Source organism: Bradyrhizobium sp. th-b2, from assembly GCF_000426785.1.
In the GTDB taxonomy this organism is placed as follows: Bacteria; Pseudomonadota; Alphaproteobacteria; order Rhizobiales; family Xanthobacteraceae; genus Bradyrhizobium; species Bradyrhizobium septentrionale.
Genome location: NZ_AUGA01000018.1, coordinates 123,393 through 146,394, shown reverse-complemented (window position 1 = coordinate 146,394; position 23,002 = coordinate 123,393). Strand labels below are relative to the sequence as shown.

Genomic DNA, 23,002 nt, shown 5'->3' with positions numbered 1-23,002 from the left:
CGAATCATGAAAATTCGGCGCGCGGAAATCCGTCCCGCCGACACCGATTCAGGTCACCGCAGATTTGTTCCATCGAAAATCTGCATGGGCCCATGGTTCCTCGCGCAGGGAACCCAAAACGGGCGTCCGCTTCATTTGGCGATTACTTACCGAAAACTTACCAGCGCTCCTCTAATCAGTATTCATGAGTATAGTTATCGTTAAAAATTGGTTAACAGGCAAGATTACGGAACCTCGCTCGAATACCCCGAAGCGGTAACAAGATATTTCAACACGAGACAAACGGGATTTACTGCCCAATTCGTGCCTCATTGCGAAACCAAACGGCATTGGTCAACGAAGGGACGGGGGTTCCACTTGCCGTGTTAGCGGCAATACTGTCTGAGGGTCTTATCAATGCTGAATATCAAGAAGGCGGCGGGCAATGGTACCCGCTCGCGTACGGCGCTCGCTTTTGTAGCCGCAACTCTTCTGGTCGGGGGCACCGTGACGGAGGCGTCCGCGAAGTCCAGGCACCACCATCATCGCCACCACCATCATCACCACGCCCGCGCCGAAGGCTCGTCCTGGCGCGACGCCAATGCATCGATCCAGCCGTCCGGCGGCCACTCGTTCTCGGGGATGGCTTCCTTCTACGGCAATGAATCCGGCAGCCGCACCGCTTCCGGCCAGCGCTTCAACCAGAACGCCATGACCGCGGCCCACCGCTCGCTGCCATTCGGCACCAAGCTCCGCGTCACCCATGGCGGCCGCAGCGTCGTCGTCACCATCAACGATCGTGGCCCGTTCATCCGCGGCCGCGTGCTCGACCTCTCGACCGGCGCAGCGCGCGCCATTGGCCTGACCGGTGCCGGCGTCGGCCGCGTCACCGCCGAGGTCGTCTCCTAAGCGCGTTCAGTAAGCGTTGCGTACCCGCCGCGAGGCCTGCTTCGTGCGTCAAAGGGCCTGCCGTCGCGAATGACGGCAGGCTTTTTCTTTGCAGGCAAATTTACAGGAAACTCTGCGGATCGACGTCGACCTCGAGCTTCAGATTGCCCTTGGTCTTCGGGCCCGCCTCAAGCCATTCGCGCAGATATTGCGACAGGTCGACATTGCGCAGCGACTTCACCAGCAGGCGGAAGCGATAGCGGCCCTTGATGACCGCGAGCGGCGCCTCGGCGGGGCCGAGCACCTGGATCCGCTCATCGAGCGGCGCGACCGCGGCGAGCTTGCGCGCAAAGCCTTCCGCCGTCGGACGGTCGCCGGCGGAGACGATCAGGCTCGCCAGCCGGCCAAACGGCGGATAGCCGGTGCGCTCGCGAATCTCGATCTCGCTGGCGTAGAACGCCTCGCGGTCATTGGCGATCAAGGCCTTGATGACGGGATGCTCGGGCTGGTGCGTCTGCAGATAGCCGACGCCACGGCCCTGGTCGCGGCCGGCACGGCCGACCACCTGGTTTAACAGCTGGAACGTCCGCTCGGCGGCGCGCGGATCGCCATTGCTCAAGCCGAGATCGGCGTCGATGACGCCGACCAGATTGAGCCGCGGGAAATTGTGCCCCTTCGCCACCAGCTGTGTTCCGATGATGATGTCGACGCGGCCCTCGGCGATCTCGTTCAGCTCGCTCCGCATGGTTTCGATCGAGGTGATGAGATCGCTCGACAGCACCATGGTGCGGGCCTCCGGGAAGATACTTGCGGCCTCTTCCTGCAGGCGCTCGACGCCGGGACCGACCGCGACCAGCGATTCCTCGGCCGCGCAATGCGGGCAGATGTTCGGGCGCGGCATCGAGAAGCCGCAGTGATGGCAGACCAGCCGCTGGCGGAAACGATGATCGACCAGCCATGCATCGCAGATCGTGCAGGCGAAGCGGTGACCGCAGGCGCGGCACAGCGTCAGCGGCGCGTAACCGCGGCGGTTGAGGAACAATAGCGCCTGTTCGCGGCGCTCGATCGCATGGCGAATCTGCTCGGCCAGCACCGGCGAGATGAAACGCCCGCGCGGCGGCGGTGCGCGGCGCATGTCGATCGCCTCGATATGCGGCATGTGCTGGCCGCCGAACCGCGACGGCAGCGCCACGCGCTGGTAGCGCCCCTTGCGCGCATTGACCTCGCTCTCGACCGAGGGCGTCGCCGACGCCAGCACGATCGGGATCTTGGCGATATGGGCGCGGACCACCGCCATGTCGCGCGCGTGATAATGCGCGCCCTCGTCCTGCTTGTAGGCCTGGTCGTGCTCCTCATCGACGATGATCAGGCCGAGATCGGCATAGGGCAGGTACAGCGCCGAGCGGGCGCCGACCACGACCGGCGCCTTGCCCTCGGAGATCGCAGCCCAGTTTCGCGCCCGCGTGCGCGGCGTGAGCTCCGAATGCCATTCCAGCGGCCGCACGCCGAAGCGCTGCGCAAAGCGGTCGAGGAACTGGCCGGTCAGCGCGATTTCCGGCATCAGGATCAGCGTCTGCTTGCCGCGGCGGATATTCTCGGCGATCGCCTCGAAATAGACCTCGGTCTTGCCGGAACCGGTGACGCCGTCGAGCAATGCGACGTGAAAGCTGCCGCTGGCAGCCAGCGTCCGCAGCACGTCGACCGCGCTGCGCTGCTCGCGCGAAAAATCCGGCTGCGCATAAGAGGGATCCGGAACGGGTGGCGCCGCCGGCGGTGGCATGGCCTCGACCGTCAGCGTGCCTTCGTCGACCAGCCCGTCGATCACGCCGGAACTGACGCCGGCCTCCCGCGCCGCCTCCGACTTGCCGTGCAGCAACCGGTCCGACAGCACCTCGATCACCCGCCGGCGCGCCGGTGTCAGGCGCCGCGGCGGCTCACCGACCAGGCGCACCCCGAGACGCATCCGCTCGGGCCCGAGATTTTCGCCCATCCGCAGCGTCATCCGCAGCACCATGCCGCGCGCCGACAGTGTGTAATTGGAGACCCAGTCGACGAGCTGGCGCAGCTCCGCCTTCAGCGGGGGAACATCGAGCTTCTCGCTGACGTCCTTGAGCCGGTTGTGCAGCCGCGGATCGGGTTTGGCGTTCTCGGCCCACACCACCGCGACGACCTCGCGCGGCCCGAGCGGAACGCAGATCACATCGCCGGGCGCAAGCTCCATGCCGCGCGGCACGCGGTAGGAATAGGTCTGGTTCAGCGCGACAGGCACCAGCACGTCGACGACGCCCGTCGTCGATGCAGAGGCTGGGCCGGGGCGCGTGGCGTGGTCCATTGAATCAGATCTTTGAAACCCGATCGGGCTAGAGCATTTTGGGTTCTGATTAAATCAGAACCGAAGCTCTAGCTTCTTGTTTTGACGCGTTTTCTTCACGCGAACCGGTGCCCACTTCGCTCGAAAACGCTCTAACACCGCTGCGCCGCTTTAGCGAACGGTAAACGAAGGCAGTGCGATATAATCAGGAGAATCGCAGCGCCAATAGCCCTCAGGACATGGCCGTTCAAGACATGGCCGCTCAAGACATGGCCCGGACCGACCAACCCACCCAGCCGCTCGAGCTCGACTGCGCCGACGCATCAGTCACGCAGGAGATGACGCGCTGGCTGTCGCATCTGCGCGCGGAGCGGCGGCTGTCGCCGAAGACGCTCGAGGCCTACGCCCGCGATGTGCGCCAATGCCTGACCTTCCTGGCCGGGCACTGGGGCGCGCGCGTCACGCTCAGGGCATTTTCCGCGCTCGAGGCGAGCGATGTGCGCGCCTTCATGGCGATGCGCCGCGCAGACGAGATCGGCGGGCGATCGCTGATGCGGGCGCTGGCGGGGCTGCGCTCGTTCGGACGTTTCCTGGAACGCGAAGGCAAGGGCAAGGTCGGCGCGCTGTCGGCGATCCGCGCGCCCAAAGTGGCGAAGAGCCTGCCCAAGCCGATCCATATCGAGGCAGCGAAGCGCCTTGCCGACGCCGACGAGCGCGCTGATGAAGCCCGCGAGACCTGGATTCTGGTGCGTGACGCCGCTGTCATGGCGCTGCTCTACGGTTCGGGCCTGCGCATCTCCGAGGCGCTCGGCCTGAAGCGCCGCGACGTGCCGAAGCCGGGCGAAGGCGACGTGCTTGTCGTGACCGGCAAGGGCAACAAAACCCGCATGGTGCCGGTGCTGCAGAACGTGCTGCAATTGATCGCGGACTACGCAGCGATCTGCCCGCACCAGCTCAGCCCGACCGGGCCGATGTTCGTAGGCGCCCGCGGCGGCCCCTTAAGCCCGCGCATCATCCAGCTCACCATGGAGCGGCTGCGCGGCGCGCTCGGCCTGCCCGACAGCGCGACGCCGCATGCGTTGCGGCATTCCTTCGCCACCCATCTGCTCAGCCGCGGCGGCGATTTGCGCGCGATCCAGGAATTGCTCGGCCACGCATCGCTGTCGACCACGCAGATCTACACCGGCATCGACAGCGAGCGCCTGCTTGAAGTCTATCGCTCCGCGCACCCGCGCGGCTGAACGCCCGGATCTGAGTTCAGAACACAGCGCGGGCTTCGCTCCCTATCAATGCGCCGTTCATCTTGCGCCGTTCATATTTCATACGGCTGCCACAAACCGCCCGCCCCTTGCCTTGTGCGCTGCATTCGGCAATCGTGGCGCGGTCTCATCCGGAGGGGAATCATGAGCGCACATGAAAGTATGGAGCACGCGGAGCATGCCGAGCATGCGTCGGGTGAGAACAAGAAGATCGCACTCCTGATCGCCGTGATCGCGCTCTGCCTGGCGCTGTCGGAGACGCTCGGCAAGGGCGCCCAGACCGAATCGATCAGCAAGAACGTCGAGGCGTCCAACCTCTGGGCCTTCTTCCAGGCCAAGAGCATCCGTCGCACCACCGTGCAGATCGCGGCCGAACAGGGCAAGCTGAACCTCGCGACCACCACCGACGAGGCGACGAAGGCTGCGTTGCAGAAGCAGATCGACGACTGGCAGAAGACCGCGGCGCGCTATCGTTCGGAGCCGGAGACCGGCGAGGGTTCAGAGCAGCTCGCCGAACGCGCCAAGCACGCCGAGCATGAGCGCGACGAGGCCACCGCGAAGTATCATCATTTCGAGCTGGCCTCCGCCGCCTTCCAGATCGCTATCGTGCTGGCGTCAGCGACGATCATCACGGGCATCATCGCGCTGGCCTGGGTGTCGGGTCTGGTGACGCTGGCCGGCATCGTGATGACGCTGCTCGGCCTGTTCCAGCCTCATTTGCTGCATCTGCATTGAGGCGCAAGGCTCCCCTTTTTGACCGTCATCCTGAGGAGCCGCGAAGCGGCGTCTCGAAGGATCGACGGCCACCGGCCTGGCCGTGCATCCTTCGAGACGCGCGCAATGCGCGCTCCTCAGGATGACGGAACGGAAAGCCTTGATCAAAGAACCTTGCTGGTCTCGTGCACGCTTTTGCGGAAGCGTGCGATCAGGCGCAGCGTGCGCGCCGACCAGCCGTCGCCGTCGCCGCGGATCATCTCGAGGATGCGCCGCTTGACCGGTTCGACCAGCGCGGTGGCCTTGGCCCGCAGCCCCATCACGAAATTATAGAGTGCCTCGAACCAGGGCATCTCCAGCAGCTTCGGCCGCGTCACGTCGAACAGGAACGCCGTCACGCCGACGCCGACGATCTTCGCGAACAGGATCAGCGAGACTGCGCTGAGCCAGTATTGGTTCGCCAACAGCCAGAGCCCGACCAGCTTCAGCGGAAACAGCGGGATGACCGGCACGACGAAGACGATCAGCGTCATCGCCGGCGACAGCGAATCGACCCGGTCGGCAAGCCATTGCTTCAGCGCGCGCAGCGGAATCCACGCGACCACCCGCGCCACGATCGGTTCGACGTGGTCCCATAGCCAGGCCTCGATCAGGAAGATGATCGCAAGCAGGACCCAGAACGGCTGAAGCAGGCGGCGCAGCATCGCTATGATCTCTAGCCGGCTGGCATGCCGGATGTTCGATCACATATGGATGGCGCGCTTGCCGACCGCAAGCGCGGCTTCCTTGATCGCCTCGGAGCGGGTCGGATGCGCGTGGCAGGTGCGGGCCAGATCTTCCGCCGATCCGCCGAATTCCATCAGAACGCAGGCTTCATGGATCATTTCGCCGGCTTCCCGGCCGACAATGTGCACGCCGAGCACCCGATCCGTCTTCGCATCTGCGAGAACCTTCACGAAGCCGTCGGTGGTCTGGTTGACCTTGGAGCGGCCGTTTGCGGTGAACGGGAATTTGCCGACTGTATACGCGACGCCGGCCTGCTTGAGGTCTTCCTCGGTCTTGCCGACCGACGACACTTCCGGCGTGGTATACACAACACCTGGAATGACGTCGTAGTTCACGTGGCCGGCCTGGCCCGCGATGATCTCGGCACAGGCAACGCCTTCGTCTTCCGCCTTGTGCGCAAGCATCGGCCCGGCCACGACGTCGCCGATGGCGTAGATGCCCTTCACGTTGGTCGAGAAGTGCGCGTCGATATCGACCCGGCCACGATTGTCGAGCGCAACGCCGGCTTCCTTCAGCCCGAGGCCCTCGGTGTAGGGCACGCGGCCGATACAGACGAGCACGACGTCGACTTCGATGATTTCCGCGGTGCCGCCGGCGGCCGGCTCGATCTTGGCCTGCAGCGTCTTGCCCGAGGTGTCGACCGAGGTGACCTTGGCGCCAAGCTTGAAGACAAAACCCTGCTTTTCCAGCATGCGCTGGAATTGCTTGGCCACTTCGCCGTCCATGCCGGGCAGGATGCGGTCGAGGAATTCCACGACGGTGACCTTGGCACCGAGGCGATGCCAGACCGAGCCGAGCTCGAGCCCGATCACACCGGCGCCGACGATCAGCAAGCTGGAAGGCACCTTCTCCAGCGACAGCGCGCCGGTCGAGGACACGACGCGCTTCTCGTCGATCTCGATGCCCTTCAGCCGTGCGATATCGGAGCCGGTGGCGATCACGATGTTCTTGGTCTCGACGGTCTCGGACTTGCCGTCGCCGGAGACCTCGACCTTGCCGGCGCCGAGGATCTTGCCGGTGCCCTTGAGCACGTCGATCTTGTTCTTCTTCATCAGAAATTCGACGCCCTTGACGTTGCCGTCGATGCCCTGCTGCTTGAAGTTCATCATCGCGGGCAGATCGAGCTTCGGCACCGGGACGCTGACGCCCATCTTGGCGAAGGAGTGCGCGGCTTCCTCGAACATCTCGGAGGCGTGCAGCAGCGCCTTCGACGGCATGCAGCCGACATTGAGGCAGGTGCCGCCCAGCGTCGCATTCTTCTCGACGACGGCAACCTTCATGCCGAGCTGCGCCGCGCGGATCGCGCAGACGTAACCGCCGGGGCCAGTGCCGATGACGACGAGATCGTAAGAAGCCATGATTGAGGTCCTGTAGCCAAACTCTGTGACAGTTGGGCGGGCGCTATCCGGCCGAAGGACAGCTCCCCGCTATTGATCGTGCTCTAGCGACCGCCCGACACGTCGAGGATCGCGCTGGTGACGTAGGAGGCCTCGTCCGAGATCAGCCAGACGATGGCGTTGGCGATTTCATCCGCAGCACCGACGCGCTTCATCGGCACCATATGGGCAAGCCGATGCGCGCGATCTGGCTCGCCGCCGGCGGCGTGGATGTCGGTATCGATCAGCCCGGGCCGGATTCCGGCGACGCGGATGCCTTCAGCCGCGACTTCGTAGCCGAGGCCGACCGTGAAGGAATCGATCGCCCCCTTGGAGGCCGCATAGTCGACATAGGTGTTGGGCGCCCCGAGCCTCGCCGCGACCGAGGAGAGATTGACGATGACGCCACCCTCGCCGCCGTGCTTGGTCGACATCCGCTTCACCGCCTCGCGCGCGCACAGAATGCTGCCGGTGACGTTGACCGCCATCATTTGCTGGATGCGCTCGGCCGACATCTCGTCGACACGCACGCCACTCTTGCCGACGATGCCGGCATTGTTCACGAGCGCGCCGAGCGTTCCGAAGCTGTCTGCGGCCTTGAACAGCGCCAGGATGTCCTGCTCGCTGCCGACATCGCATTTCACCGCGATCGCCTTGCCGTTCTTGGCCTCGATCGCGGCGACGACCTCATTGGCCGCCGCCTGATTGGACGCATAGCCGACCACGATGCGATAGCCGCGCGCGGCAGCAGCAAGCGCGGTAGCGCGGCCGATGCCGCGGCTACCGCCGGTGATGACAACGACCTTATCCGTCACATTGATCCCCAAACGTAAGCACCCAACAGAACGCGACGCCCGAGGTAGCCGGACGCCGCGCGCGAATGACCTTACAGGTCCAGCACAAGCCGTGCCGGATCCTCCAGGCTCTCCTTGACGCGCACCAGGAAGGTGACCGCTTCCTTGCCGTCGATCACGCGGTGATCGTAGGACAGCGCCAGATACATCATCGGCCGCACCTCGATCTTGCCGCCGACCACCATCGGCCGCTCCTGGATCTTGTGCATGCCGAGGATGCCGGACTGCGGCGCGTTGAGGATCGGCGTCGACATCAGCGAGCCGTAGATGCCGCCATTGGTGATGGTGAAGGTGCCGCCCTGCATCTCGTCGATCTTGAGCTGGCCGTCGCGGGCGCGGCGGCCGAAATCGGCGATTCCCTTCTCGATCTCGGCGATCGATTTGTGGTCGCAATCGCGCACCACCGGCACCACCAAGCCGCGGTCGGTGCCGACCGCAACGCCGATGTGATAGTAGTTCTTGTAGATCAGGTCAGAGCCGTCGATCTCGGCGTTGACGGCGGGAATTTCCTTCAGCCCCTGCACGACGGCCTTGGTGAAGAAGCCCATGAAGCCGAGCTTCGAGCCATGCTTCTTCTCGAACGTGTCCTTGTAGAGCGCTCGCAGCTTCATCACCTCGGTCATGTCGACCTCGTTGAAGGTCGTCAGCATCGCGGCGGTGTTCTGCACGTCCTTCAGGCGGCGCGCGATGGTCTGGCGCAGCCGGGTCATCTTCACCCGCTCCTCGCGCGCGGCGTCGTCAGCCGGCGACGGGGCACGCACCTGCACGGCGGCGGCCGGCTGGTTGACCGGGGTCGGCGCCGAGGCGGCTTTCTCGATCGCGGCCAGCATGTCGCCCTTGGTGACGCGGCCGTCCTTGCCCGAACCGGGGACCGTGGTGGCGTCGACGCCGCTTTCGGCGGACAGCTTGCGCACCGAAGGCGCGAGCGGCGCATCCGCCGGCGGCACCTTGGGCGCAGCCGGTGCGGGAGCGGCGGCAGCGGCCGCCGCAGCCGGGGCGGCGGCCTTGGCGGGCGCAGCGGCAGCAGCAGGCTTGGCCGGGGCAGCGCCGTCATTGATCTGGCCGAGCAATGCGCCGACGGCGACGGTCTCGCCATCCTTGGCGATGATCTCGCCGAGCGTGCCGGCGACCGGCGCGGGCACCTCGATGGTGACCTTGTCGGTTTCCAGCTCCACCAACGGTTCGTCCACCGCGACGGCCTCACCGGCCTTCTTGAACCAGCGGCCGATCGTGGCCTCAGTCACGGATTCCCCGAGCGTTGGAACGCGAATTTCAGTCATGGTCTTTTCCCCGATAACCTTGCGGTCATAAAACTTGTCTCGCCACCGCCGCCAAAGCGAACGATCCGGTACTCCGTGACGACAGCGCTTGTGCTGGATGACGGGATACCGGATGCCCCGCTTTCGCGGGGCATGGTGTTCGTGAAGATCGTTAGTTCAGTGCGTCGTCGAGCAGCGCCTTGAGCTGCGCCAGATGTTTCGACATCAGGCCGGTCGCGGTCGCCGCCGACGCCGGACGGCCGGCATAGCGCGGCCGCCTGTTGGCTGCGTGGATCTGGTTCAGCACCCATTCCAGGTAAGGCTCGATGAAGTGCCAGGAGCCCATGTTGCGCGGCTCTTCCTGGCACCAGACCACCTCGGCATTCTTGAAGCGGCCGAGCTCCTGCACCAGCGCCTTCAGCGGAACCGGATACAGCTGCTCGATGCGCATCAGATAGATGTCGTCGGTGCCGCGCTTCTCGCGCTCCTCGTACAGATCGTAATAGACCTTGCCGGAGCACAGCACGACGCGACGGATCTTGTCGTCGGGCACCAGCTTGATCTTCTCGTCCGGCAGCATCTGCGCGTCATCGTACAGGATGCGGTGGAATGTGGCGTTCTTGCCGAGCTCGTCGAGCCGCGACACGGCGCGCTTGTGACGCAGCAGCGATTTCGGCGTCATCAGGATCAGCGGCTTGCGGATTTCGCGATGCAGCTGGCGCCGCAGCGCGTGGAAGTAGTTCGCCGGCGTGGTCGGATAGACCACCTGCATGTTGTCCTCGGCGCACATCTGCAGGTAACGCTCGAGGCGCGCGGAGGAGTGCTCCGGTCCCTGCCCTTCGTAGCCGTGCGGCAGCAGGCAGACGAGGCCCGACATGCGCAGCCATTTGCGTTCGCCCGAGGAGATGAACTGGTCAAACACCACCTGCGCACCATTGGCGAAATCGCCGAACTGCGCTTCCCAGAGCGTCAGTGCATTCGGCTCGGCGAGCGAGTAGCCGTACTCGAAGCCGAGCACCGCTTCTTCCGACAGCAGCGAGTTGATGACCTCGTAGTGGCCGGTATCCTCGCCGCCGAGATGGTTGAACGGCGTGTAGCGGCTCTCGTCCTCCTGGTCGATCAGGACCGAATGGCGCTGCGAGAAGGTGCCGCGTTCGGAATCCTGGCCGGACAGGCGCACATGATGGCCTTCCTGCAGCAGCGTGCAGAACGCCAGCGCCTCGCCGGTCGCCCAGTCGATGCCGACGCCGGTGTCGATCGCCTTGGCGCGATTGTCGAGGAAGCGCTGGATAGTGCGGTGGGCGCGGAAGCCGTCCGGCACCTTGGTGATCTTGCGGCCGATGTCCTTGAGCACGGCGACATCGACACCGGTGACGCCACGGCGCGCGTCTTCTTCCTGATCGGCTGACTTGAACCCGGCCCATTTGCCGTCGAGCCAGTCGGCCTTGTTCGGCTTGTAGCCAGCGCCGGCTTCGAGCTCGGCATCGAGCCGTGCGCGCCAGTCGGCCTTGGCCTTCTCGACCTCGCCCTCGGTCAGCACGCCGTCGGCGACCAGCCGCTTGGCGTAGATCTCCAGCGTCGATGGGTGCGAGGCGATCCGCTTGTACATCACCGGCTGAGTGAACGCCGGCTCGTCGCCCTCGTTGTGGCCGTGGCGACGGTAGCAGAACATGTCGATGACGACCGGCTTGTGGAATTTCTGCCGGAACTCGATCGCGACCTTGGCCGCGAACACCACGGCCTCCGGATCGTCGCCGTTCACGTGGAAGATCGGCGCATCGATCATCTTCGCCACGTCGGACGGATAGGGCGACGAACGCGAGTAGCGCGGATAGGTGGTGAAGCCGATCTGGTTGTTGACGATGAAGTGCAGCGAGCCGCCGGTGCGGTAGCCCTTAAGGTCGGACAGGCTGAAGCATTCCGCCACCACGCCCTGGCCTGCGAATGCCGCGTCGCCGTGCATCAGGAGCGGCAGCACCGAGATGCGCATGTCAGGCGGATCGCCGTGCTGATCCTGCTTGGCGCGCACCTTGCCCATCACGACGGGATCGACGATCTCAAGATGCGACGGATTGGCGGTCAGCGACAGATGGATGTTGTTGCCGTCGAACTCGCGGTCCGAGGAGGCGCCGAGGTGATACTTGACGTCGCCGGAGCCTTCGACCGAGTCCGGATTGGCCGAACCGCCCTTGAATTCATGAAACAGCGCGCGGTGCGGCTTGCCCATCACCTGGGTCAGCACGTTGAGACGGCCGCGATGCGGCATGCCGACCACGATCTCCTTCACGCCGAGATTGCCGCCGCGCTTGATGATCTGTTCGAGCGCCGGGATCAGCGATTCGCCGCCGTCGAGACCAAAACGCTTGGTGCCGGTGAACTTGGTGTCGCAGAACTTCTCGAAGCCGTCCGCCTCGATCAGCTTGTTGAGGATCGCCCGGCGTCCCTCCGGCGTGAAGCTGATCTCCTTGTCCGGCCCCTCGATGCGCTCCTGGATCCACGCCTTCTGCGCGGCGTTGGAGATGTGCATGAACTCGACGCCGAGCGTCTGGCAATAGGTGCGCTCGCAGATCTGCACGATCTCGCGCAGCGTGCCGTATTCGAGGCCGAGCACGTGGTCGAGGAAGATCTTGCGATCGAAGTCCGCCTCGGTGAAGCCGTAGGAGCGCGGGTCGAGCTCCTCGCGGTCGCGCGGCGCCTCGATGCCCAGCGGGTCAAGCTTGGCGTGGAAATGGCCGCGCATGCGGTAGGCGCGGATCAGCATCAGGGCGCGAACCGAATCGCGGGTGGCTTGATGCACGTCGGTGTCGGAGAGCGCGGCGCCCTTGGCCTGCGCCTTGGCGGCGAGCTTGGTGCCGACCGCCTTCTCGACCTGGGCCCAGTTGCCGTCGAGCGCCGAGGTCAGCTCATCGCGCGGCGTCACCGGCCAGTTGTCGCGGCCCCAGGAGGCGCCGTCGGCGTTCTTCTGGACGTCAGCCGGGGCGTCCTTCAGGCTCTTGAAGAAATCCTGCCATTCGGTGTCGACCGACGACGGGTCCTGCTCGTAGCGGGCGTAGAGGTCGTCGATGTAGGCGGCGTTGGTACCCTGCAGGAAGGATGAGAGAGCAAAAGCGGCGTTCGCGTCTTGGCGAGACATGGGGCAGTCCTGGTGATTTTTTTCGGTTCGCGCGTGGAAGACGGCGCAAGTGCCGGTCTGAGAAGAGCGCCGGCTGGGTCGTTACCCTTTACCCCATCTAGGACAGATATTCCTGCCTAAAAGAACCAAGAAATGAATTTATTTTCATATTTTATTGATCCGCCCGATCGGCGGTAATGCGCGCAAAAAAAAAGCGCGGCTCCCGAACGGGAACCCGCCGGAAACCGCGCCATACCCCGAAGGGAACCTCGCCCGAAGGCGGCTACTTCAGCATCTCTGCGAGCGTGTGCCCGAGCCGCGCCGGCGACGGCGACACCCTGATGCCGGCCGCTTCCATCGCCGCGGTCTTGGAGCCGGCGTCGCCCTTGCCGCCGGAGATGATCGCACCGGCATGGCCCATGCGGCGGCCGGGAGGTGCGGTGACTCCGGCGATGAAGCCAACCATCGGCTTCTTGCGGCCGCGCTTGGCCTCGTCCTTGAGGAACTGGGCGGCGTCTTCCTCGGCGGAGCCGCCGATCTCGCCGATCATGACAATCGACTTGGTGTTCTCGTCGGCCAGGAACATCTCCAGCACATCGATGAACTCGGTGCCCTTGACCGGATCGCCGCCGATGCCGACCGCAGTGGTCTGGCCGAGGCCCTCCTGGGTGGTCTGGAACACCGCCTCATAGGTCAGGGTGCCGGAGCGGGAGACGATGCCGACCGAGCCGGGCTTGAAGATGTTGGCCGGCATGATGCCGATCTTGCACTCGCCGGCGGTCATCACGCCGGGGCAGTTCGGCCCGATCAGCCGCGACTTGGAGCCCGACAGCGAGCGCTTCACACGCACCATGTCGAGCACCGGAATGCCCTCGGTGATGCAGACGATCAGCGGGATCTCCGCGTCGATCGCCTCGCAGATCGCGTCCGCCGCGCCCGGCGGCGGCACATAGACCACGCTGGCGTCGGCGCCGGTCTTCGCGCGCGCTTCCGCGACGGTGTCGAACACCGGCAGGTTGAGATGGGTCGAGCCGCCTTTGCCCGGCGCCACGCCGCCGACCATCCTGGTGCCGTAAGCGATCGCCGCTTCCGAATGGAATGTACCGTTCTTGCCGGTGAAGCCCTGGCAGATGACCTTGGTGTTCTTGTCGATCAGAATGGACATGGGATGCTTTCGCGAGACGAGCGGTGAAGGGTTTCAGTGAACACGCCGGTAGACGCCGGTGAGCACGTCGGCCCACCCTTCCGCGTCAGGCGAGAATTGGATTTTCATGTTGTAGGTGTTGTCGTCGACGACCTCGTAGACATGACGGGCGTTGCCGCGCAACGAACCGCGCACCAGGATCAGCGACTTGCCCGCCCAGCCGCCGGACGCCGGCGACGGCGGGTAGTAGCCGAGCGAATCGTGCCAGAACAATTTGTAGGCCCGATCGTCGCGGTCGTAGGTGAAGACGCCGTGGGTGGCGAAGCTCTCCTTGCCGTCGCGGGTCTGCACGCTGTCCTGGATCAGGTAGAAACCGTTGAGCGCGATGCGCGCGACGACATGCGAGCTCGCCGGACCGCCCGCGGTCCAGCGCGACGGATAGACCATCTCTTCGCCATTCCACTCGCCCGCGAAAACCGCGAGCTTGCGGTGTTCTTCCAGCGGTGTCGGGGCGTCGAGATGACCGGCCATCGTTAGCCTCCCTTGACGGCTTTCACGATTTTCTGTGCAGCGTCATCGAGATTGTCGGCGGGCAGGACGTTGAGGCCGCTCTCGCGGATGATCTTCTTGCCCTGCTCGACATTGGTGCCTTCAAGGCGCACCACCAGCGGCACCTTGAGGCCGACCTGCTTCACCGCGGCGACCACGCCTTCGGCAATCACGTCGCACTTCATGATGCCGCCGAAGATGTTGACCAGAATGCCCTTCACGTTCGGATCGGCGGTGATGATCTTGAACGCGGCCGCAACTTTCTCGACACTGGCGCCGCCGCCGACGTCAAGGAAGTTCGCCGGCTCCATGCCGTAGAGCTTGATGATGTCCATGGTCGCCATGGCGAGGCCGGCGCCGTTGACCATGCAGCCGATCGTGCCGTCGAGCGCGACATAGTTGAGGTCGAATTTCGACGCCTCGATTTCCTTGGCGTCCTCCTCGGTCTCGTCGCGCAGCGCGACCACGTCCGGGTGACGATAGAGCGCGTTGCTGTCGAACGATACCTTGGCGTCGAGCACGCGGAGCTGGCCCTGCTTGGTGACGACGAGCGGGTTGATCTCGAGCATCGCCATGTCCTTGGCGGCGAAGGCTGTGTAGAGCTGACCGGTCAGCTTCTCGGCCTGCTTGGCAAGATCGCCCTTCAGCTTCAGCGCCTCGGCGACGGTGCGACCGTGGTGCGGCATGATACCGGTAGCGGGATCGACCGAGAACGAGACGATCTTTTCCGGGGTCGAATGCGCGACCTCTTCGATGTTGACGCCGCCTTCGGTCGACACCACGAAGGAGATTTCGGAGGTCTCGCGATTGACCAGGATCGAGAGATAGAACTCCTTGTCGATCTCGGAGCCTTCCTCGATGTAGAGGCGGTTGACCTGCTTGCCGTGCGGGCCGGTCTGCACCGTGACCAGCGTCGCGCCGAGCATCTGCTTGGCGAACGCGTCGACCTCGGCGACCGACTTGGCGATCCGGACACCGCCCTTGTCGCCGGCGGATGCTTCCTTGAACTTGCCCTTGCCGCGGCCGCCGGCATGGATCTGGCTCTTCACCACCCAGATCGGGCCGGGAAGCTGCTTGGCCGCCGCGTCGGCTTCTTCAGCCTTCAGCACCGGCACGCCGCGGGAGATCGGCACGCCGAATTCATGCAGCAGAGCCTTGGCCTGGTATTCGTGGATATTCATGGATCGTCGCTCCCAACCCTCGTGCGGCGAACTTCACGTCAGCCTTGATCTGGCATACCATATACCAAGGCTCGTGCAACTAGAAAATTCGCCGGAATTTCATCACCTTGCACCCGATAGGCGATCGAAATCGCCTATCGGGCCATTGCCAACTCAGATTACTTGCCGAGCAGATCGGGCGCGATCTTCTTGCAGGCGTCGACCAGGCCCTGCACCGAGGCAACCGACTTGTCGAAGGCCTCGCGGTCCTTGCCGGCCAGCTCGATCTCGACGATGCGCTCGACACCCTTGGAGCCGATCACCGTGGGTACGCCGACATACATGTCCTTCACGCCGTACTCGCCGTTGAGATAGGCAGCGCAAGGCAGCACGCGCTTCTTGTCCTTCAGGTAGCTCTCGGCCATCTGGATCGCCGACGCCGCCGGCGCATAGAAGGCGGAGCCGGTCTTGAGCAAATTGACGATCTCGGCGCCGCCATTGCGGGTGCGATCAACGATCTCGTCGATCCGCGCCTGCGAGGTCCAGCCCATCTTGACGAGGTCGGGCAGCGGGATGCCGGCAACGGTCGAGTAGCGGGTGAGCGGCACCATGGTGTCGCCGTGGCCGCCCAGCACGAAGGCGGTGACGTCTTCGACCGAGACGTTGAATTCGTCGGCAAGGAAGTAGCGGAAACGCGCGGAGTCGAGCACGCCGGCCATGCCGACCACCTTCTTGTGCGGCAGGCCCGAGGCCTTCTGCAGCGCCCACACCATCGCATCCAGCGGGTTGGTGATGCAGATGACGAAGGCGTCGGGGGCGTACTTCTTGATGCCGGCGCCGACCTGCTCCATGACCTTGAGGTTGATCGACAGGAGATCGTCGCGGCTCATGCCCGGCTTGCGCGGCACGCCCGCGGTAACGATGCAGACCTTGGCGCCGTCGAGCGCGTCATAGGAGTTGGCGCCGACCAGATTGGAGTCGAAACCGTCGACCGGCGACGACTGTGCGATGTCGAGCGCCTTGCCCTGCGGCACGCCCTCGGCAATATCGAACAGCACGACGTCTCCGAGTTCCTTGAGGCCAACGAGGTGCGCCAGCGTTCCGCCGATCTGTCCGGAGCCAATCAGAGCAATCTTGTCGCGTGCCATGGGAAATCAGTCCTTTGAACTGGTGCAGGAGGGAGGGAAGTCGGTTGCAAGGGTGGTTATCCCTTTCGAATGATCCATTCAAGTCGCGGCCTGCCCGATTGCGGGCCCTGCCTGGAATTCGATCAGGCATGCCAGCAACATCCGTCCCGGAGACACGGAAAGTTGCTCCGAACCGCACCCCGCGCAAGATCGAATTTCGAGGCTGAATTTCGAGGCGGAGTGTCAGGTCTCGACCAGGCCGGTCGACGAGCCGCTTGCGGAGGAGTCCTTCCGGCCGTGCGGCAGCGCCAAATAGGATTCCGAGCTCATTTCGATCAGGCGCGAGGAGGTGCGCTTGAATTCCATCGCCTCGATGCCGTCTTCCGCAAGGTACAGCGACACCGGATCGGCCTCGGCCGAGGCCATCAACTTCACGGCATTGTCATAGAGCGTGTCGATCAGCGAGATGAAGCGCTTGGCGGCATTGCGCTCGGCGTAGTCCATCACCGGAATGTGGTCGATCAGGATCGTGTGGTAGTCGTGCGCGAGCCTGAGGTAATCGGACGCGGCAAGCGGCTTCTCGCAGATATCGGCGAAGGCAAAGCGCGCGACGCCATGCGACGAGCACGGCACAGTCAGCAGACGCTTCTTGATCTCGATAAGGCGCGCCTTGCACGGCGCGTTGCCGGTCATCTTGCGCCACGCCGCATTGAGCGCCTCGCGAGCCGCGTCATCCGCGGGCACCAGCCACATCTTCACGCCGACGAGCTTCTCGAGCCGGAAGTCGGTGCGCGCATCGAGCCGCAGCACATCCATGTGGTCTGATATCTGCGCGATGAACGGCAGGAACAGCGCGCGATTGAGCCCGCCCTTGTAGAGGTCGTCTGGCGCGACGTTCGACGTCGCCACCACGACTGTGCCGAGATCGAACAGCTTTGCGAACAGCCGCCCGAGGATCATCGCGTCCGCAATGTCGGTGACGTGGAATTCGTCGAAGCAGAGCAGCCAGGCCTCGTCGAAGATCGCCTGTGCGGTGAGCGCGATCACGTCGCCGTCCGAGATCTCGCCACGCGCGATCTGCTGACGATAGCCGTAAATGCGCTCATGTGCCTCGGCCATGAATTCGTGGAAGTGCGCGCGGCGCTTGTGCTCGACCGGGCTCTGCTGGAAGAACAGATCCATCAGCATGGTCTTGCCGCGGCCGACCTCGCCATGGACGTAGAGGCCGCGTGGCGGCTTGTCGTCCTTGTCGCCGCCGAACAGCCGTCCGAACAGGCCCTGTTTGCGCTGCGGCTTGTAGCTCGCGAGCCGCTCGTCCAGTGCGCCGAACGCTTCGGCGGCGCGCGCCTGCGCAGGATCGGCCTCGATCGCGCCGGAGGCGACCAGGGCGTTGTAGTGTTCGAGAAAGGAACTCGGCGAGGTGGACAGCATGGGCCCACCTTACGGCCCTAGTGCGCGGAAAATTGCAAGTCGTGAATTGTGCCGATGGCCATGCAAGCAACGGGTATGCAGGGGCAAGCCCTTGCATACCACGGCCGACCGCACGGGCCGCCTGCCTGACACCTCAAGCCGCGGTCTGCGATGCCTTACGCGCAGAGCGCGTAGGAATCCTCGACCACGTAGGGGCCGCCGCCTGTCGACGCCCGCGACGAGAACAGCACGAAGCGGTCCGCCAGAAAGCTGCGGCTCGGGAAGTAGCCGCGCACGGACAGATAATCCGCGACGTCCTGGCTCGACGCGTCATGCAAACGCGCAAGCGTGACATGTGGCGTGAATTTCCTGCCCTCGGGATCGAGCCCCATCCGCTGCATCATCCGCTCGAGCTCGGCCTGCAGTTCGATCAGCGGACGGCTCGGCTCGACGGCGGCAACCACCGCGCGCGGCTTGCGTCCGCCGAAGCTCGACAGGCCTTGCAGTTTGACCTCGAACGGCTTGCGGTTCACCCGGAACAGCATCGTTGCGATCTCGTTGGCCCACATGCCATCGATGTCGCCGATGAAGCGCAGAGTGACGTGATAATTTTCGGGATCGATCCAGCGCGCGCCGGGAAGGCCGCCACGCAAGCCGGAGAGGGTTTGGCCGATTTCGGCCGGAATTTCCAGTCCAGTGAACAGACGCGGCATCGCAATAATCCTCGATGCTTGGCGCGAGTTTTGGGAGCCCGCACCCTGTAACAGACCCCGGTGACGAATCACCGATGCCTATTTGTACCCGAGATATGTGACTCTGCGAAGCATGACCGGTTAACAGCTCGTAAACCTACGGACACCACACGGCTCGCTGCCTGCGATTCAACTGCGTTGCCCTGATAATGCACCGAGAAATGCCTCCACCGTGGGCAGCATGTTGTTCACGACGATGTCCACGCCCGCTGCCGTCGGATGCATGCCGTCGGCCTGGTTGAGCTTGGCATCGGCAGCAACCCCATCGAGGAAGAATGGATAGAGCGGCACGCCAAGGGATTTCGAGAGCTCCGGATAGATCGCGTTGAACTTCGCCGCATAGTCGCTGCCATAGTTCGGCGGCGCCAGCATGCCGCACAAGAGCACGGCGATCTTGCGCGCCTGCAACTTTGTGATGATGTCGGAGAGCGCGGCACGCGTGACCGCGGGATCGATGCCGCGCAGCGCATCGTTGGCGCCGAGCTCGACGATCACCGCATCGGTTCCGTCAGGCACCGACCAGTCGAGCCGCTCGCGGCCGCCTGAGGCGGTGTCGCCGGACACCCCGGCATTGGTCATCTCGACCTTTATCCCCTTGGCTTCCAAGGCCTTTTGCAGCCGGACCGGGAACGCCGCCGGGCCCGGAAGGCCGTAACCGGCGCTCAGGGAATCGCCCAGGACCACCATTTTGACCGGTTTTGCCGAACCTGACGCGGGGCCCTTCTCCGGTCCGGCCGTCTGCGCGCTTGCCGCCGTCATCAAGCCCATAAGCAACACGAGTATGTGCACGAAGATTCTCAACCGGCCCTCGACCGCAGCCGCGGAAGTGCCATATGACCGAACCATGGACAGTCTCATCGAATCCTCTTCACTGACCGACGTCGAGCCGGACACCATTGCCGTCAGGAACGTCAATCTCTCGCTCGGCACCGGCGCGGCACGGGTTCATATCCTCAAAGATATCAGCCTTCGTGTGGCAGCGGGTGAGGCCATCGGCCTGATCGGCCCGTCGGGCTCGGGCAAGTCGACCTTGCTGATGGTGATGGCGGGGCTTGAACGTCCTGACAGTGGTGAAGTGGTCGTCAACGGCACCTCGTTCAATGCCCTCGATGAAGATGCGCTCGCGCGCTTCCGCGGCCGACAGGTCGGCATCGTCTTCCAGTCGTTCCATCTGATCCCGACCATGACCGCGCTGGAGAACGTCGCCGTGCCGCTCGAGCTCGCCGGCAATCCCGATGCCGCCGCACGCGCCGCGCAGGAGCTGCAATCGGTCGGGCTCGGCGAACGCCTGCATCACTATCCGACGCAATTGTCCGGCGGCGAGCAGCAGCGCGTTGCCATCGCGCGCGCGCTGGCGCCCGATCCGGCGATCCTCGTCGCTGACGAGCCGACCGGAAATCTCGACGAGACGACGGGAAAGCAGATCGTCGATTTGCTCTTCACCAAGCACGCCGAGCGCGGCATGACGCTGGTGCTGGTGACGCACGACCTCGCGCTCGCCCAGCGCTGCGACCGCGTCGTGCGGCTGCGCTCCGGCCGCATCGACGGACAATCGACGAGATGAGCATTGCGTCCGAAGTCGCGATCCAGGGTCGCGCGTCGTCGCTTGCCTTCCGATATGCGCTGCGCGAATTGCGCGGCGGCCTGCGCGGCTTCTACGTCTTCATCGCCTGCATCGCGCTCGGCGTGATGGCGATTGCCGGCGTCGGCTCGGTCGCCGCGAGCCTCGGCGACGGCCTGTCGCGCGAGGGGCGCACGCTGCTCGGCGGCGATGTCGCGTTCTCGCTGATCTCGCGCGAGGCCAAACCCGACGAGGTCGCCTACCTGCGCACGCGCGGCGAGGTTTCGGTCGCAGCCACGCTCCGCGCGATGGCGCGCAGCGGCGACGGCAAGCTGGCGCTGGTCGAGCTCAAGGCGGTCGACGGCAGATATCCGATGCTCGGCGAGCTGACGCTGGAGCCGAACATGCCGGTCGCCGACCTGCTCGCCGAGCGCGACGGCGTTTTTGGCGCGGCGGCCGACTCGACACTGCTGGCGCGGCTCGACCTCAAGCTGGGCGACCGCGTCACCATCGGCAGCGCGACCTACCAGATCCGCAGCGTGGTCGCGGCCGAGCCCGACAAGCTCGCCGGCGGCGTCGGCCTCGGCCCGCGCTTTCTGATCAGCGAAGCGAGCCTGCGCGCCACCGACCTGCTGCAACCGGGCAGCCTGGTGCGCTGGATTTACCGGGTGAAGCTGCCCGACGGCGCCAACGACGATCGCGCCACCACCGCGCTGATCGACGGCGCACGGGCGGCGGCACCGGAGGCCGGCTGGGAGGTCCGCAGCCGCAACAACGCTTCGCCGCAGCTTGAGCGCACCATCAACCGCTTTACCCAGTTCCTGACCCTGGTCGGCCTTGCGGCGCTGCTGGTCGGCGGTGTCGGCGTCGCCAATGCCGTGAAGAGCCATATCGACCGGCGCCGCGACGTCATCGCCTCGTTCAAGGCGCTCGGCGCCACCGGCCGCGACGTCTTCACGATCTACTGCACGCAGGTGGTGGTGCTGGCCGGGATCGGTTCGGTGATCGGGCTCGTGCTCGGCGCCGCGCTGCCCTTCGTCATCGTCGGCCTGTTTGGCAAGCTGCTGCCGCTGCCGGTGGTGCCCGCGCTGCATCCCGACGAGCTTGCGCTCTCCTTCCTCTACGGCCAGCTCACCGCACTGGCGTTCGGGCTGTGGCCGCTCGGCCGGGTGCATGACGTGCCGGTAGCGGCGCTGTTCCGCGAGACCATCACCAGCGAGTGGCACCGCCCGCGCTGGAGCTATCTCGCGCTGATGGCCGTGGTGATCGCGCTCCTGGTCGGGGTTGCGATCGGACTTGCCTATGACAAGCGGGTCGCGACCGTCTTCGTCGTCGCCTCGATCGCGGTGTTCCTGCTTTTGCGCGGGATCGCCGAAATCCTGATGGCGGTGGCGCGCCGGCTGCCGCGCAGCCGCATCACCATGCTGCGGCTTGCAATCGCCAACATCCACCGGCCGGGCGCGCTGACGCCGTCGGTCGTGCTGTCGCTCGGGCTCGGGCTCGCGGTGCTCGTCACCATCACCCAGATCGACGGAAATCTGCGCCGGCAATTTTTGGCCGCGCTGCCGGACCGGGCGCCGTCGTTCTTCTTCATCGACATCCCCTCCACCGAGGCCGATCGCTTTGCCGGCTTCCTGGCGCAGATCGCGCCTGGCTCGACCGTCGAGGACGTGCCGATGCTGCGCGGGCGCATCGTCGCCGCCCGCGGCGTCAAGGGTGACCAGCTCAAGCCGTCAGTCGATTCGGAATGGGTGCTGCAGAGCGACCGCGGCCTGACCTACACCGGCGAGATCCCCAAGGGCTCGAAGATCGTCGAGGGCGAATGGTGGGGGCCGGACTACAGCGGACCGCCGCTGGTCTCGATGGAGAAGAAGATCGCCGACGGCCTGGACCTGAAGATCGGCGACGAGATCGTGGTCAACGTGCTCGGCCGCGACGTAGCGGCGAAGATCGCCAATCTGCGCAACATCGACTGGCAGGGGCTTGGCATCAACTTCGTGCTGGTGTTCTCGCCGAACGCCTTCAAGGGCGCGCCGCACAGCCATGTCGCGACCTTGACAGAACCACACGCGGATTCCGGAGACGACGCGCGCATCATCAAGCAGGTCGCCGACGCGTTCCCGATGGTGACCAGCGTGCGGGTCCGCGAGGCGCTGGAGACGGTCGGCAGCGTGGTCAGCAATCTGGTGCTGGCGATCCGCGGCGCCAGCGCCGTGACGCTGATCTCGGCGATCCTGGTGCTGGGCGGCGCGCTCGCCGCAGGTCACCGCCACCGCGTCTACGATGCCGTGATCCTCAAGACGCTCGGCGCCACGCGGGTCCGGCTGCTCGGCGCCTACGCGCTGGAGTATCTGATGATCGGTTTTGCAACCGCCTTATTCGGCGTGATCGCCGGTTCGATCGCGGCCTGGCTGATCGTGACGCGACTGATGACGCTGAGTTTCATCTGGCAGGCCGGCAGCGCCGCGCTGGTCGTGGTCGCCGCGCTGATCGTCACGGTTGGGTTGGGGCTGGCAGGAACGCTGCTCGCGCTGAACCAGACGCCGGCCTCCGTGCTGCGGAATTTGTGACAATTTGTAGCGGCACCGAGGCCGTTTTTCCCTATACTGTTCGCGCAGAGCGACATTCGGCCGCGCGTGGAAGCTTGCGTCGGATGTGTTAATTTCCCACATACCAATCGAGCCGGATGGTCGGTTGAATGACACGGAATTAATATTCCGCAAACCGAGCCATCTGAGATAGATTTACGACCGGCGCCGCA

At 64.9% G+C, this 23,002-nt stretch carries 18 protein-coding genes; 5 read left to right on the top strand and 13 right to left on the bottom strand.

Annotated elements, in window-relative coordinates; all coding sequences use genetic code 11:
* Window positions 1-396 precede the first annotated feature (396 nt).
* A complete protein-coding gene (locus K359_RS0122405) occupies window positions 397-888 on the top strand; it encodes a septal ring lytic transglycosylase RlpA family protein (RefSeq protein WP_029081337.1) in 492 nt (163 codons plus the stop codon).
* 100 nt (window positions 889-988) lie between these two features.
* On the opposite strand, the gene K359_RS0122400 is transcribed toward K359_RS0122405, so the two are convergent.
* Window positions 989-3,199, bottom strand: a complete 2,211-nt coding sequence (locus K359_RS0122400; RefSeq protein WP_029081336.1) for a primosomal protein N' — start codon at window positions 3,197-3,199, stop codon at window positions 989-991.
* A gap of 248 nt (window positions 3,200-3,447) precedes the next feature.
* On the opposite strand from K359_RS0122400, the gene K359_RS0122395 reads away from it, so the two are divergent.
* Together K359_RS0122395 and K359_RS0122390 are read left to right on the top strand one after the other, a co-directional pair.
* Complete coding sequence (locus K359_RS0122395; RefSeq protein WP_029081335.1) at window positions 3,448-4,419, top strand: tyrosine recombinase XerC; 972 nt, start codon at window positions 3,448-3,450, stop codon at window positions 4,417-4,419.
* Between the two features lie 162 nt (window positions 4,420-4,581).
* Window positions 4,582-5,172, top strand: a complete 591-nt coding sequence (locus tag K359_RS0122390; RefSeq protein WP_029081334.1) for a DUF4337 domain-containing protein — start codon at window positions 4,582-4,584, stop codon at window positions 5,170-5,172.
* A 143-nt stretch (window positions 5,173-5,315) separates the two neighbouring features.
* Here K359_RS0122390 and K359_RS0122385 read toward each other — a convergent pair whose 3' ends face one another.
* From K359_RS0122385 to K359_RS0122330, 12 genes are all read right to left on the bottom strand, one after another.
* A complete protein-coding gene (locus K359_RS0122385; protein WP_029081333.1) occupies window positions 5,316-5,855 on the bottom strand; it encodes a hypothetical protein in 540 nt (179 codons plus the stop codon).
* 39 nt (window positions 5,856-5,894) lie between these two features.
* Window positions 5,895-7,295: a dihydrolipoyl dehydrogenase gene (gene lpdA, locus K359_RS0122380; RefSeq protein WP_029081332.1), complete on the bottom strand. Its 1,401-nt coding sequence runs from the start codon at window positions 7,293-7,295 to the stop codon at window positions 5,895-5,897.
* Between the two features lie 83 nt (window positions 7,296-7,378).
* Window positions 7,379-8,128, bottom strand: a complete 750-nt coding sequence (locus K359_RS0122375; protein WP_029081331.1) for an SDR family oxidoreductase — start codon at window positions 8,126-8,128, stop codon at window positions 7,379-7,381.
* A gap of 71 nt (window positions 8,129-8,199) precedes the next feature.
* Complete coding sequence (odhB, locus tag K359_RS0122370) at window positions 8,200-9,447, bottom strand: 2-oxoglutarate dehydrogenase complex dihydrolipoyllysine-residue succinyltransferase (protein WP_029081330.1); 1,248 nt, start codon at window positions 9,445-9,447, stop codon at window positions 8,200-8,202.
* Window positions 9,448-9,598: 151 nt separating this feature from the next.
* On the bottom strand, window positions 9,599-12,559 hold the full coding sequence (locus K359_RS0122365; RefSeq protein ID WP_029081329.1) for a 2-oxoglutarate dehydrogenase E1 component: 2,961 nt from the start codon (window positions 12,557-12,559) through the stop codon (window positions 9,599-9,601).
* 262 nt (window positions 12,560-12,821) lie between these two features.
* Entirely contained in the window at window positions 12,822-13,703 is an 882-nt protein-coding gene (gene sucD / locus K359_RS0122360) for a succinate--CoA ligase subunit alpha (RefSeq protein WP_029081328.1), read from the bottom strand.
* 33 nt (window positions 13,704-13,736) lie between these two features.
* Complete coding sequence (locus K359_RS0122355) at window positions 13,737-14,213, bottom strand: DUF1579 family protein (RefSeq protein ID WP_029081327.1); 477 nt, start codon at window positions 14,211-14,213, stop codon at window positions 13,737-13,739.
* Window positions 14,214-14,215: 2 nt separating this feature from the next.
* Window positions 14,216-15,412, bottom strand: coding sequence for an ADP-forming succinate--CoA ligase subunit beta (gene sucC / locus K359_RS0122350; protein WP_029081326.1), 1,197 nt, complete (start codon window positions 15,410-15,412; stop codon window positions 14,216-14,218).
* 158 nt (window positions 15,413-15,570) lie between these two features.
* Entirely contained in the window at window positions 15,571-16,539 is a 969-nt protein-coding gene (gene mdh, locus K359_RS0122345) for a malate dehydrogenase (RefSeq protein WP_029081325.1), read from the bottom strand.
* Window positions 16,540-16,761: 222 nt separating this feature from the next.
* Window positions 16,762-17,949, bottom strand: a complete 1,188-nt coding sequence (gene zapE / locus K359_RS0122340) for a cell division protein ZapE (RefSeq protein WP_029081324.1) — start codon at window positions 17,947-17,949, stop codon at window positions 16,762-16,764.
* Window positions 17,950-18,104: 155 nt separating this feature from the next.
* Window positions 18,105-18,641 carry an RNA 2',3'-cyclic phosphodiesterase gene (gene thpR, locus K359_RS0122335; RefSeq protein ID WP_029081323.1) on the bottom strand — a complete coding sequence of 179 codons (537 nt, stop codon included), beginning with the start codon at window positions 18,639-18,641 and terminating at the stop codon, window positions 18,105-18,107.
* A gap of 168 nt (window positions 18,642-18,809) precedes the next feature.
* Entirely contained in the window at window positions 18,810-19,469 is a 660-nt protein-coding gene (locus K359_RS0122330; RefSeq protein ID WP_029081322.1) for an arylesterase, read from the bottom strand.
* Between the two features lie 55 nt (window positions 19,470-19,524).
* Here K359_RS0122330 and K359_RS0122325 point away from each other — a divergent pair, with 55 nt between their 5' ends.
* Both K359_RS0122325 and K359_RS0122320 read left to right on the top strand, forming a co-directional pair.
* Entirely contained in the window at window positions 19,525-20,244 is a 720-nt protein-coding gene (locus K359_RS0122325) for an ABC transporter ATP-binding protein (RefSeq protein WP_029081321.1), read from the top strand.
* The gene (locus tag K359_RS0122320) at window positions 20,241-22,811 is read left to right on the top strand and encodes an ABC transporter permease (RefSeq protein WP_029081320.1); all 2,571 of its coding nucleotides are present in this window, start codon (window positions 20,241-20,243) and stop codon (window positions 22,809-22,811) included. Before K359_RS0122325 ends, K359_RS0122320 begins: the two co-directional genes overlap by 4 nt.
* Window positions 22,812-23,002: the final 191 nt, after the last annotated feature.

What these genes read in the sequence shown, in the direction of transcription:
- mdh (WP_029081325.1), bottom strand. Translation starts at nt 16,539, where the DNA reads ATGGCACGCGACAAGATTGCTCTGATTGGCTCCGGACAGATCGGCGGA.
- K359_RS0122325 (WP_029081321.1), top strand. Translation starts at nt 19,525, where the DNA reads ATGGACAGTCTCATCGAATCCTCTTCACTGACCGACGTCGAGCCGGAC.
- K359_RS0122385 (WP_029081333.1), bottom strand. Translation starts at nt 5,855, where the DNA reads ATGCTGCGCCGCCTGCTTCAGCCGTTCTGGGTCCTGCTTGCGATCATC.
- K359_RS0122355 (WP_029081327.1), bottom strand. Translation starts at nt 14,213, where the DNA reads ATGGCCGGTCATCTCGACGCCCCGACACCGCTGGAAGAACACCGCAAG.
- thpR (WP_029081323.1), bottom strand. Translation starts at nt 18,641, where the DNA reads ATGCCGCGTCTGTTCACTGGACTGGAAATTCCGGCCGAAATCGGCCAA.
- odhB (WP_029081330.1), bottom strand. Translation starts at nt 9,447, where the DNA reads ATGACTGAAATTCGCGTTCCAACGCTCGGGGAATCCGTGACTGAGGCC.
- K359_RS0122395 (WP_029081335.1), top strand. Translation starts at nt 3,448, where the DNA reads ATGGCCCGGACCGACCAACCCACCCAGCCGCTCGAGCTCGACTGCGCC.
- K359_RS0122405 (WP_029081337.1), top strand. Translation starts at nt 397, where the DNA reads ATGCTGAATATCAAGAAGGCGGCGGGCAATGGTACCCGCTCGCGTACG.
- K359_RS0122320 (WP_029081320.1), top strand. Translation starts at nt 20,241, where the DNA reads ATGAGCATTGCGTCCGAAGTCGCGATCCAGGGTCGCGCGTCGTCGCTT.
- sucC (WP_029081326.1), bottom strand. Translation starts at nt 15,412, where the DNA reads ATGAATATCCACGAATACCAGGCCAAGGCTCTGCTGCATGAATTCGGC.
- sucD (WP_029081328.1), bottom strand. Translation starts at nt 13,703, where the DNA reads ATGTCCATTCTGATCGACAAGAACACCAAGGTCATCTGCCAGGGCTTC.
- zapE (WP_029081324.1), bottom strand. Translation starts at nt 17,949, where the DNA reads ATGCTGTCCACCTCGCCGAGTTCCTTTCTCGAACACTACAACGCCCTG.
- K359_RS0122365 (WP_029081329.1), bottom strand. Translation starts at nt 12,559, where the DNA reads ATGTCTCGCCAAGACGCGAACGCCGCTTTTGCTCTCTCATCCTTCCTG.
- K359_RS0122390 (WP_029081334.1), top strand. Translation starts at nt 4,582, where the DNA reads ATGAGCGCACATGAAAGTATGGAGCACGCGGAGCATGCCGAGCATGCG.
- lpdA (WP_029081332.1), bottom strand. Translation starts at nt 7,295, where the DNA reads ATGGCTTCTTACGATCTCGTCGTCATCGGCACTGGCCCCGGCGGTTAC.
- K359_RS0122400 (WP_029081336.1), bottom strand. Translation starts at nt 3,199, where the DNA reads ATGGACCACGCCACGCGCCCCGGCCCAGCCTCTGCATCGACGACGGGC.